This is a genomic window from Nocardia sp. NPDC049190, from assembly GCF_040648115.1.
GTDB lineage: Bacteria > Actinomycetota > Actinomycetes > Mycobacteriales > Mycobacteriaceae > Nocardia.
In genome coordinates this window covers 1-11,485 of record NZ_JBEZDE010000074.1, presented here as the reverse complement: position 1 = coordinate 11,485, position 11,485 = coordinate 1, and the positions used below count along the sequence as shown (strand labels likewise).

Below are 11,485 nucleotides of genomic sequence, written 5' to 3'. Positions count from 1 at the left end.
CAACGGTTCCAGTTCGGCAGCGGCCGAGACTTGCGCCTGCGGCGCGGGCGCTTCGGCCGCTGGGACGCGAGCCGGGCCGCGAACGGTGCTCGTAAGACTCGCACTCGACGGGGGTCGAGGGTGCTGGGTTGGGTGGTTTGTGGTTTGTGGGGTGGTTGGGGGTGGTGTGCGTCGCTTTTCAGGCGAGGCGCGATGATGCGGAAACAAAGTGCATCTGCGGTGTCGGGTGAGGGCCGACTCCTTTGGTGATCTGGTCGCTACGGCGCGGGCGAACATTGACGGAGAGGCTCGGGCGGAGCGAGTGCCCGAGTTCTACCCGTGAGTAGGGTTGTTGGCGCACGCCCGATACGCTGCACGCATGCCGTATTTGGAACGTGAAGGGGAAGTGTTCGTCGTCTACCTCGGCAACGAGGGGCAGACCGACGGTGAGAACCGCTTTCACCCGGACTGGATCGACGAGTTCCACGCGCTGCTGGATCAGGTCGAGAGTTCCGAAGGGCCTGCCGCGCTGGTGACGACGGCGAGCGGAAAGTTCTACAGCAACGGTCTGGACACCGACTGGCTGTCCGGCAACCTGAACGCGACGCACAGCTATCTGGACCGGGTGCACTCGCTCTATACCCGCCTGCTCGGCTTCCCGCTGCCGACCGTCGCCGCGATCAACGGCCACGCGTTCGGTGCGGGCGCTATGTTGGCGACCTCGCACGACTTCCGGGTGATGCGCGCTGACCGCGGCTTCTACTGCTTGCCCGAGGTCCACCTCGGCATGCCGTTCACCGCCGGCATGAACGCCCTGCTCACCGAGCGGTTGTCCAATCAGGTCTGCGTGCAGGCGATGACCACCGGCCACCGCTATCCGGCCGATGAGGCGATCGCGGCAGGCATCGTCGACGACAAGGCCGATGCCCCTTCGTTGCTCGCGACCGCGATCGGACGGGCCGCGGCACTGGCGGGCAATCGCAAGCCGAATCTGCCGGTGATCAAGCGCGCGTTGCACGCGAAGGCGTTGGCCGGTCTGCTGGTGCCGACCACTCCGGAGAACCTGGCGTTCGACCCGAAGTGACGGGAATTCGCCGTCGGCGCCGGCCGCCGCGAGGGTAGACCGACCGCGCGCAGTGCGCCGGCGTGCCTAGGCAATGCAAGACTGTGACACATGCCATCACCGCGAAGCGGACGCCAGGACTCGCACCTCGACGACCGCGCGATGTGCACGGCTGCCGATGACGTGGCCGGCGGCTGCGACGCTGCCATCCGGGCAGCGTCCGCGGAGTTGATCGCGCTCTCGCACGCGATCCACGCCGAGCCGGAGTTGGCCTTCGAGGAGACCCGGAGTGTCGCCAAAACCCTCGCCCCGCTCGCCGAGCGCGGCTTCGAGATCGAGGCCGGCGTCGCCCAGTTGCCCACCGCGTTCCGCGCGCGCTACGGCAGCGGGTCGCTGACCGTCGGGATCTGTGCGGAGTACGACGCGCTGCCCGAGATCGGGCATGCGTGTGGGCACAACATCATCGCGGCGACGGCGGTGGGCGCGGCGCTCGGCCTCGCCGAGGTCGCCGACGAACTCGGCCTCACCGTGCTGGTGCTCGGCACCCCCGCCGAGGAGAGCGGCGGTGGCAAGGTGCTCATGCTGGAGCGTGGAGTGTTCGACGACGTCGCGATGGCGATGATGGTGCACCCGGGTCCGTTCGACATCGTCGGTGCGCACTCGTTGGCATTGGCCGACGTGTCGGTGGTCTTCCACGGTCGCGAGGCGCACGCCAGCGCGGCTCCGGAACTGGGCCGCAACGCGGGCGACGCGATCACCGTCGCGCAGGTAGCCCTCGGATTGCTACGCCAGCACCTCCTGCCCGGCCAGCAACTGCACGGTATAGTCGGCGAGGGTGGCGTAGCCCCTAACATCGTGCCCGGACGCGCGGAACTGCTGTATTACTTTCGCGCGATCGACTCGGTAGCTCTCGATGATCTGATGCGACGAGCGTCGGCGTGTTTCGAGGCGGGCGCCCTGGCGACCGGCTGCACCCACGAGGTACGAACGCTCGCGCCGACCTATACCGAGTTGACCCCGGATCCGGAGTTATTGTTTGCGTATCGCGAACAGATCATCGGATTGGGACGCGTGCCGATCGCACCGGAACTCGAGGCGCAGCGGCCGCTGGGCAGCACGGACATGGGCAACGTCACCAATGTCATTCCGGGCATTCACCCGGTCATCGGCATCGATGCCGGTGGTGCTGTGACGCATCAGCCAGGTTTTGCCGCGGCGAGCATCAATGCCTCGGCGGATCGTGCGGTCCTCGATGGTGCGCTCGCGCTCGCGCGTACCGCAATCAGCGTTGCCCGCGATGACATACACAGACACAGGTTGTTGCAACGGCTCGTTCAACGACAGGAGGACATTCGGTGAGCACTACCGGCCGTTCGGCGGCGCGGGCCAAGGGCCCGAAGGCGGTGGCCTGCGTCAGCACGGAGAGCGCAGGGAACCCCGCTTCGTCGGACATCGCGCGAGCCGGGCGGGCGGCGGTCGAGTCGTGGCTGACCGAGCACGCGGTCGACCTGGTCCAGTGGCGCAGGCACATCCACGCCAATCCGGAGCTGTCCCGCACCGAGTTCGCCACCACCGAGTTCGTTTCGACCTGGCTGACCAAGGCGGGTCTGGTGACACGCGTGCTTCCCGGTGGTACCGGCCTCATCTGTGACATCGGACCGGAGGGACCGCGGATCGGTCTGCGCGCGGATATGGACGCGCTCCCGCTGCAGGAATTCACCGGACTGAGCTTCGCGTCCACCGTGCCCGGCGTTTCGCACGCGTGCGGCCACGACGCGCACACCGCGATTCTGCTCGGCACAGCGCTGGCGCTGGCCGAGGCGCCGGCGCTGCCGGTCGGTGTCCGGCTGGTCTTTCAGCCCGCCGAGGAGGTGATGCCGGGCGGTGCGATCGACGTGGTCGCCACCGGTGCGATGGCGGGAGTCGAGCGGATCTTCGCGCTGCACTGCGACCCCCGCCTGGAAGTGGGCCGGGTCGGCATCCGGGTCGGTGCGATCACCTCGGCGGCCGACACCATCGAGTTGGTGCTCGACTCCCCGGGCGGTCACACTTCGCGCCCGCATCTGACCAGCGACTTGGTCTATGCGATCGGCACGGTGATCACGGGTCTGCCCGGTTTGCTCAGCCGCCGCATCGACCCGCGCACCAGCACGGTGATGGTCTGGGGCGCGGTGAGCGCGGGTAAGGCGCCGAATGCGATTCCGCAGACCGGAATGCTCACCGGCACCGTCCGCACCGGCGATCACGCCACTTGGTCGCTGCTGGAACCGATGGTGCACGAGATCGTCGACGGCCTGCTCGCGCCGACGGGTGTGCGTTACCAGCTGAACTACCGGCGCGGTGTGCCGCCGGTGGTCAACGACGAGCATTCCACCCGAATGTTCGAGGACGCGATCCGCCGACTCGGTCCGGATGCCCTTTCCGACACCATGCAGTCCGGCGGCGGTGAGGACTTCTCCTGGTACTTGGAGGAGGTGCCGGGCGCGATGGCACGTCTGGGCGTCTGGTCCGGACACGGCGAGCAGTTGGATCTGCACCAGCCGACCTTCGACCTCGACGAGCGGGCACTCGCGGTCGGCATCCGGGTGTTGAGCAATATAGTGCTCGACGCGGGCTGAGTTTCCGTCACAGGTTATTGGTCACAGCACGGCGTGGTCGGCCCGCGCGACGGTCACGCCACCGGTGTCACCCGATCGAACGCGGTCAGCTGAAGTTGCCCGGTCCGACATTACGGCTGTTGCGGGTGCGCAGCGCGTGGACGTAGTCCTCTGGCGCACCCGCTTTTTCGGCGGCGTCAGCGATCACACCGATATAGCGGGCCGACGGCAGGCCGCCCTCGTAGGCGTCGAGCACATACAGCCAGGCCAGCGTTGGCTCCGCGGCGCCGTCCGCGTTGCGGGTGACGCGCAGGCGGATCTTCTTGTGGATGCCGAAGTCCGAGCCTTCCCAGCGATCCAACCGCTGCTCGTCCTCCGGGGACACGTCGTAGAGCACGACGAACACGCGAGAACCCGGCTCCTCGACGACCGTCGCGAGAGGCCCTTCCCAACCGATATCGTCACCGGCGAAGGTGAGCCGCCAGCCCTCCAACCAGCCCGTCCCGGACATGGGGGAGTGCGGACAGCGCTCGAGCATCTGCGTCGAGTCCATGTTGGACCCATAAGCGGCGTATATCGGCACCAGCAAAGGGTAGCCAATAACCTTCGGAGACTGCGTTCGATTGCCGCACCTGCGGCGCGGCGCGCGGAGCGCGACGGTAGTCCACCGGTAACGCGGTCGGGAGTGCGAGGCGGTTGCCGGATAACGTCTAGTGCGTGCCGGAGATCCTGGCACAAGGCTCTAGCGGAGGTATCAATGACCCGCATCGCGATCATCGGCGGTGGACCGGCCGGTTACGAGGCGGCACTGGTGGCGGCCCAGCACGGGGCGTCGGTGACGCTGATCGATTCCGACGGCATCGGTGGGGCGTGCGTGCTGTGGGACTGCGTGCCTTCGAAGACGTTCATCGCCTCGACCGGTGTGCGCACCGACCTGCGCCGCGCCCGCGATCTCGGCATCACGCTCGACCCGAACCAGGCGCAGGTGCAGCTGTCCGAGGTCAACGCGCGCGTGAAAGCGCTCGCATTGGCGCAGTCCTCCGATATCCGCTCAAAACTGCAGACCGTCGGGGTGACGGTGCTGACCGGGACCGCCGAGCTGATCGATCGCGCCGGCGGGCTCGCCGCGCACCGGGTGCTCGCCACGCTGTCCGACGGCGCGCAGCAGACCATCGAGGCCGAGGTGGTGCTGATCGCGACCGGCGCGAGCCCCCGTGTGCTGCCCGGCGCCGAGCCGGACGGTGAGCGCATCCTCAACTGGCGCCAGCTCTACGACTTGGCCGAGCTGCCGGAGACTCTGGTGGTGGTCGGCTCCGGTGTCACCGGCGCCGAGTTCGTCTCCGCCTATACCGAGATGGGCGTGCGGGTGAAGCTGGTATCCAGCCGTGACCGTGTCCTGCCCGGCGAGGACGCCGATGCCGCGCTGGTGCTCGAGGACGCGCTCGCCGAGCGCGGTGTCGAACTGGTCAAACACGCGCGTGCCGACGCGGTGCAGCGCACCGCCGAGGGCGTCGTGGTCACGTTGTCCGACGGCCGCACGGTGTCCGGCTCGCACGCACTGATGACCGTCGGGTCGACGCCCAACACCGCGGGGCTCGGGCTGGAGCGGGTCGGTATCGAACTCGACAGTGGCGGTTATCTGCGGGTGGACCGGGTGTCACGCACCTCGGTGCCGGGCATCTATGCCGCGGGCGACTGCACCGGTCTGTTGCCGCTGGCCTCGGTGGCCGCGATGCAGGGACGTATCGCGATGTACCACGCGCTCGGCGAGGGTGTCAGTCCGATTCGCTTGAAGACCGTTGCCTCCGCGGTGTTCACCCGTCCCGAGATCGCGACCGTCGGGGTCAGCCAAACCGCCATCGACAACGGCGAGGTGCCCGCGCGCACGGTGATGCTGCCGTTGAACACCAACCCGCGCGCCAAGATGTCCGGGCTGCGACGCGGTTTCGTCAAGATCTTCTGCCGCCCCGCGACCGGCGTGGTGATCGGCGGTGTCGTCGTCGCGCCGATCGCCTCGGAGTTGATCCTCCCGATCGCGCTTGCGGTGCAGAATAACCTGACGGTCAACGATCTGGCGCAGACCTTCTCGGTCTATCCCTCGCTCACCGGTTCGGTGACCGAGGCGGCCCGTCTGCTGATGCGGCACGACGACCTGGACTGACGCGTGCTGTGCCGTGTCCGTTCTCGGACACCGGCCGCTGGGACACCGGGCAGGCGGCGGGCCCGGGCGATCTTGCCACCCTTGGTTATTCGCCGCATTGCCCATCGTGCGCACATGTGGTTCACTCCTCCACAGAGATGCGATCGGACGGCGGTCGCGAGGTTCGGTGTGGGGGGATAGTCCTTTCCAAATCGGAACAGCACATGATTCGGCTTTGTTCGACGATCAGGCGTCTCACCCAGGGACAACTGAGTGCGGACAACCCGGTCCGCATCCGGGAAGGGATTGCGAAAAGTGAAACATCGTAAGCCGAGTCGAGCCCAGCGAGCGATGGCGAGCACCTCGTTGCCACTGGCCACTGCGGCCGCTGTGGCCACTCTCTTCGCAGCGCCGGCCGGGGCGGCTCCCAACGATCAGCCGACTACTCCGCCGACGCCGGCTCCGGCGCAGCCGGGCGTGAACGAGTCGCCGAGCACTCCGGAGACCACCAAGCCGGATCCGAATGCGCCCCAGTCGAATCAGGGTTCCGAGAAGCCGGAGAGCTCACCGACGCCGAGCCAGCCCGGCGTCACCACTCCGGACCCGAACCAGGTGATGCCGGAAAAGCGGGATCCGAAGCTGTCCGCGCCGACCCAGCCGGGCGTGACCTCACCACGCGTCGCGCCGCTGCCGGTCCCGGGTCAGCAGCCGGGCGAGGCGCAGCCCGCGGTCACGCCGGAGCAGGGCGGCCCCCAGCAACCGGAGCAGCCGGGCGCGCAGCAGCCCGACACCCCCGGCGACCAGAACGCCGAGGCGAAGCAGCCGGAGTCCTCGAAGCCGGTGCAGCCACGCTGGCAGGCGCCGCGGCTGGAATCCGCTCCGCCCGCGCCGGTCGTGGAGATGACAGGTCCGCACGCGGAGCTGGGCGCGAACGTCGACGGCGGCACGCTGCTGCCGGGTTACGTGGCCAACACCCACCACTTCGGCAACGAGGCGGGTTACGTCGGCACGATCGGCTACCGCACGCCGACGGGTGCGGGCGAGGCCGGTGTCTCGGTGGAGTTCGTCGACAAGAACACCATCAAGCTGACCACCTACACCGGTGGCGAGGGCTTGGCCGACAACAACACCACCGCGGTGTTCGACACCACTCAGCTGAACATGGCCAAGGCCGCGGTGGAGGGTTGGATTCGTGAGCAGCCGGGCGGCGCCGCCGCGCTGGATGCCGCCGCGCAGGTTAAGCTTCCGCTTCAGCCGGGCGAAATAGCACCGCAGACCATCGAAGTGGCTGGTGTCACCACCCAATGGGGTGGTTCACTCCAGTACTGACACGAGCTGATTTCGACGGGTGGGGCGGTCGTTCGCGACCGCCCCACACGTGTGTCCTGGGGAAAGGATTGGGTGTGACCTCCGAGGGTGATGCGAGGGAGAACGAGCCCGACCGGTCCGGGTCGGGGTTCGGACCGCCGCTGGGAGAATTCGGACCACCGATTTCCGAATTCGGCCCACCGACGGGCGCCGACACCGGCCCGCGCTGGTCACTGCCCGAACAGCAGACCGACCACCCCGAGCTGATCTGGCGACCCGCCGCCGAGCCGGAGACGACGCCCGCGCCGCCGCCGCAGTATCGGGCGCCGGATTCGACCGACCATTCGGATCGGCCGTCCACACCACCTGTACCGCCCCCGCCTGCCCACGGCGACTCGACCGCTACGGCTGCCGTGCGTTCACCGACACCAACCCGAGACGGCGAAAAGGACGCGTGGTGGAACCAGCCGACCGCCGAGGGGGGTGTGCCGAAGCCTCCGTCGTCCACCGACTCCGGTCTGTCCTGGGCCGAGGACCCGATCGCCATGCGACTCGCGCTGCGCGTCCCCCCGACGCCCGCGCCGACCCGCCGGACCGGCCCCTCGAAGCGTCGGATCGTGCTCGGCGCGCTGGCGGCGCTGATCGTGTTGATCGCGTTGACCGTGACGATCGTCTCGGTGTCCGAAAACAATGGTGACGAGAGCGCGTCGCCCGGCGCAGGCGGAAGAACGACCGCGGCATTGAGTTGCCCGTCCAGCAAGGAAGGCAAGGTGACCGTCGGCAACGGCCCTGGCGACACCGCCAGCGGCCCCGGGGCCATTCTCGGGTTCCAAAACGCGTTCTACGTGGCACGTAACGGGGAACGGGCCAGGTCGTTCGTGGCGCCGGATGCGGATTTCTCCACCGCCGCCGTCATTCAGAAGGCGATCGACGAGCAGATTCCGGCGGGAGCCACGCATTGCGTGCGCATCACCGAGGTGGGCCCGGACTCCTTCGATGTCGACTTGACCGAGCACCGCCCGGACGGCACCACGATCGTGTATCGACAGAGTGTCACCATCGTCGACCGGGACGGCAAGAAACTGGTCTTCATCATCCGGGAACGGTGACACCTTCTCATATATTGAGAATTGAATTTCATATTCTGGTCGGCGATATGCGACAGTGAGGTCTCGCGTACCGCGGCGTTCCTCGGAGGTTTCATGTCGCCGATCACCCCACCGCTGGCTCGGCGGCTCGACGGCCTGAAAAGCTCCGCGATCCGCGACCTGTTGAAGCTGACCGCCCGTGCCGACGTGATCAGCCTGGCCGGTGGACTGCCCGACCAACAGCTCATGCCGCGTGATCGGATCGCGCGGGCGGCGGAGTCGGCGCTCGCGGATCGCGCGCGGCTGCAGTACACCGAATCAGCGGGATGGGGACCGCTGCGCGACGTACTGTCGGCACGGGAGTCGGCACGCCTGGGTCGACCGGTGCCGCTCGAAGAAGTATTCGTCACGCATGGCTCGCAGCAGGCGCTGTCGCTACTTGCCGAGGTGCTGCTGGACCCGGGCGCACTTGTCGTGGTCGAGGATCCGGCGTATGTCGGTGCGCTGCAAGTCTTTCGCGCGGTGGGCGCGCGGATCGTGACAGTTCCGCTGGACGCCGAGGGTATGCGGACCGACGCGCTGGCCGAACTACTCGACCGGGGGGACTGCCCCGCGCTGGTGCACACCGTGAGCAATTTCCACAATCCGCGGGGCGTCACCATGAGCCCGCGGCGTCGCCGCGAACTCGCCGCACTCGCGGACCGGTACGGATTCTGGGTGATCGAAGATGATCCCTACGGCGAGCTGTGGTTCGATCAGCCGTCGCCGGAGCCGATTGCGTCATACTCGCCCAACGTGATCCGGCTGTCGAGTGTGTCGAAAACGCTGGCGCCGACTTTGCGGGTCGGGTGGATGATCGCACCGAATGCGGTGTGCCGGGGCGTGGAGCTGCTGAAGCAGGGCGCGGACCTGTGTGGTTCGGCTCTGACTCAGCAGATCGCCGCCGACCTGCTCGCGGACACGGACTGGCTGGTGGCGCATGTGGACAAGATCCGGCAGGTCTACGGTGAGCGGGCGGGCGTCCTGGTCGGGCGCCTGCGCGAGCGCCTCGGTGACCGACTGGTGACTACCGAAGCCGCCGGCGGCATGTTCGTGTGGGCCGACTTCACCGATGGCACCGACACCGTGGACCTGCTGCCCCACGCGGTCGAATTCGGCGTCGCCTACGTTCCCGGCGCGGCCTTCGCGGTGTCCGGCGCGCACCGCAACTCGATGCGCTTGTGCTTCACCACCTCCGAAGCAGCGACGCTGCAGGAGGCGGCTGATCGCTTGGCTCGCGCCGTAGCGCGATAGCGTCCTACTCGCCGCAGCCGAACACGGCACGGTGTCGTCGCTAATCCACCCAACCGTAGGTGCGTTCGACGGCCTTGTTCCAGGCGGCCAGCTGGTGGTCGCGGTCCTGCGGCGACATCCTGGGATGCCAGATTCGGTCAGCAGCCCAGTTGGCTCGAATATCGTCGGTGCTCGGCCAGAAGCCGACCGCCAGACCGGCGGCGTACGCGGCGCCCAACGCCGTGGTTTCGTTGACCACCGGACGCACCACCGGAACGTCGAGGATATCGGACTGGAACTGCATGAGCAGGTCGTTGCCGACCATGCCGCCGTCCACCTTCAACGTGGTCAACTCCAGGTCGAGTTGCTGGGACTCGGCGTCGGCACGCATCGCGTCGACCACCTCTCGGGTCTGGAACGCCGCGGATTCCAGCACCGCCCGTGCCAGGTGCGCCTTGGTGACGAATCGGGTGAGCCCCGCGATCACGCCGCGCGCATCCCGTCGCCAACGCGGCGCGAACAGCCCCGAAAAGGCCGGGACGATATAGGCGCCACCGTTGTCGGCGACACTGCGGGCCAGCGGTTCGATCTCGTCGGCGGTGGAAATGATGCCGAGATTGTCGCGGAACCACTGCACCAGTGAGCCGGTGACCGCGATGGAGCCCTCCAAGGCATACACGGCGTCCGCCTCGCCCAGGCGGTAGCACACCGTGGTGAGCAGGCCGTGTTTGCTGATCACCGGTGTAGTTCCGGTGTTCAGCAGCATGAAATTCCCGGTGCCGTAAGTGTTCTTGGCCTCGCCGGGCGACAGACAGGCCTGGCCGAAGGTGGCGGCTTGCTGATCGCCGAGAATGCCCGCGACGGGCACCCCGGCCAACGGGCCGGAGCTGATCTGCGCGTACACCTCCGAGGAACTGCGAATCCGCGGCAGCATCACTTCCGGCACGCCGAACTCCGCGCAGATCCGCGAATCCCACTGCAGTGAACGCAGATCCATCAGCATCGTGCGGGAAGCATTGGTCACGTCGGTGATGTGCTCGCCCGTGAGATTCCACAGCACCCAACTGTCGACCGTGCCGAAACATAACTCGCCTGCTTCCGCGCGGTCGCGCGCCCCCTCGACATTATCCAGGATCCAGCGCAGCTTCGGCCCGGCGAAATAGGTGGACAGTGGTAGACCGGTACGGTCCTGGTAGCGGGTCGGCCCCACCGCGCCACCCAGTTCGGTACACAACTGATCGGTGCGAGTGTCCTGCCAGACGATTGCGTTGTGAATCGGCTTGCCGGTCTTGCGGTCCCACACGACTGTGGTCTCGCGCTGGTTGGTGACCCCGACCGCGGCGATGTCGTCGCCGGTCAGCCCCTTGCGCTGCAACGCCTCGCCGAGCACGAGTGCGGTATTACGCCAGATTTTTTCGGGATCGTGCTCCACCCAACCCGGGTGCGGGAAGATCTGCTCATGCTCGCGCTGGGCCACGGCTTCGACCCGCCCCTGCCGATCGAAGACGATGCACCGACTCGAGGTCGTGCCCTGATCGATGGCGGCCACATAGCGACGCATTCGTGCAGGTTACTTGAATTCATGCGGTGTGGGTCCGACAGCTGTGCTTGCTGGGCAGCGCTTTCGACGCTGCGAGCGGGGGAGGTCGCGCTGACGGCGGCAATAGCGAATTCTTCCCACCACGGCGGCGCGTGCAGGGTCCTGACCGGCTTCGCTCCGAGAGAACGTGTCCTCGGTTCAGGCAGGATCAGCGGGGAAGCTACGCCCAGCCGAGCGGGGGTGACTCCGGACCGCGGGTGGTCGGCTCTGATGCGCTGATCTGTAGCCGTTGACGCCTGATTCGACGGAGTGCGCAGCACCGTGCTCTGCTGCGCGATCCGGGGTCGTCATCAGTCTCACTCCTTGTGGGAGCGACGACGTCGCACCGCGACGCGGGAACGGCGCGTCGCGACAGGGTCGGCTCAGGGAACTCATTGGTGAATGCGGGGCCTCGAGGAGGTGACCAGCAGGATCCAACCCGGCGGTGGGTATCCCTGA

At 67.5% G+C, this 11,485-nt stretch carries 9 protein-coding genes; 7 read left to right on the top strand and 2 right to left on the bottom strand.

Annotated elements, in window-relative coordinates; genetic code table 11:
- Positions 1-358: 358 nt before the first annotated feature.
- The 3 genes from AB0B25_RS31000 (at position 359) to AB0B25_RS30990 (ending at position 3,660) form a co-directional block, all read left to right on the top strand.
- Positions 359-1,063, top strand: coding sequence for an enoyl-CoA hydratase-related protein (locus AB0B25_RS31000; RefSeq protein WP_357187097.1), 705 nt, complete (start codon positions 359-361; stop codon positions 1,061-1,063).
- A gap of 141 nt (positions 1,064-1,204) precedes the next feature.
- A complete protein-coding gene (locus AB0B25_RS30995) occupies positions 1,205-2,401 on the top strand; it encodes a M20 family metallopeptidase (protein ID WP_357187104.1) in 1,197 nt (398 codons plus the stop codon).
- 92 nt (positions 2,402-2,493) lie between these two features.
- Positions 2,494-3,660: an amidohydrolase gene (locus AB0B25_RS30990; RefSeq protein WP_357187100.1), complete on the top strand. Its 1,167-nt coding sequence runs from the start codon at positions 2,494-2,496 to the stop codon at positions 3,658-3,660.
- An 85-nt stretch (positions 3,661-3,745) separates the two neighbouring features.
- Here the strand turns inward: AB0B25_RS30990 and AB0B25_RS30985 are convergent, their stop codons facing one another.
- The gene (locus tag AB0B25_RS30985; protein WP_357187094.1) at positions 3,746-4,222 is read right to left on the bottom strand and encodes a gamma-glutamylcyclotransferase; all 477 of its coding nucleotides are present in this window, start codon (positions 4,220-4,222) and stop codon (positions 3,746-3,748) included.
- Between the two features lie 174 nt (positions 4,223-4,396).
- Here AB0B25_RS30985 and AB0B25_RS30980 point away from each other — a divergent pair, with 174 nt between their 5' ends.
- From AB0B25_RS30980 to AB0B25_RS30965, 4 genes are all read left to right on the top strand, one after another.
- Entirely contained in the window at positions 4,397-5,800 is a 1,404-nt protein-coding gene (locus tag AB0B25_RS30980; protein WP_357187091.1) for an NAD(P)H-quinone dehydrogenase, read from the top strand.
- A 294-nt stretch (positions 5,801-6,094) separates the two neighbouring features.
- Positions 6,095-7,108 (top strand): hypothetical protein, encoded by a 1,014-nt coding sequence (locus AB0B25_RS30975; RefSeq protein ID WP_357187089.1) that lies wholly within the window; start codon positions 6,095-6,097, stop codon positions 7,106-7,108.
- A gap of 74 nt (positions 7,109-7,182) precedes the next feature.
- Complete coding sequence (locus AB0B25_RS30970) at positions 7,183-8,196, top strand: hypothetical protein (RefSeq protein ID WP_357187087.1); 1,014 nt, start codon at positions 7,183-7,185, stop codon at positions 8,194-8,196.
- Between the two features lie 93 nt (positions 8,197-8,289).
- Positions 8,290-9,468, top strand: coding sequence for a PLP-dependent aminotransferase family protein (locus AB0B25_RS30965; RefSeq protein WP_357187084.1), 1,179 nt, complete (start codon positions 8,290-8,292; stop codon positions 9,466-9,468).
- 40 nt (positions 9,469-9,508) lie between these two features.
- Here AB0B25_RS30965 and glpK read toward each other — a convergent pair whose 3' ends face one another.
- Positions 9,509-11,008, bottom strand: coding sequence for a glycerol kinase GlpK (gene glpK / locus AB0B25_RS30960; RefSeq protein ID WP_357187082.1), 1,500 nt, complete (start codon positions 11,006-11,008; stop codon positions 9,509-9,511).
- Positions 11,009-11,485 lie beyond the last annotated feature (477 nt).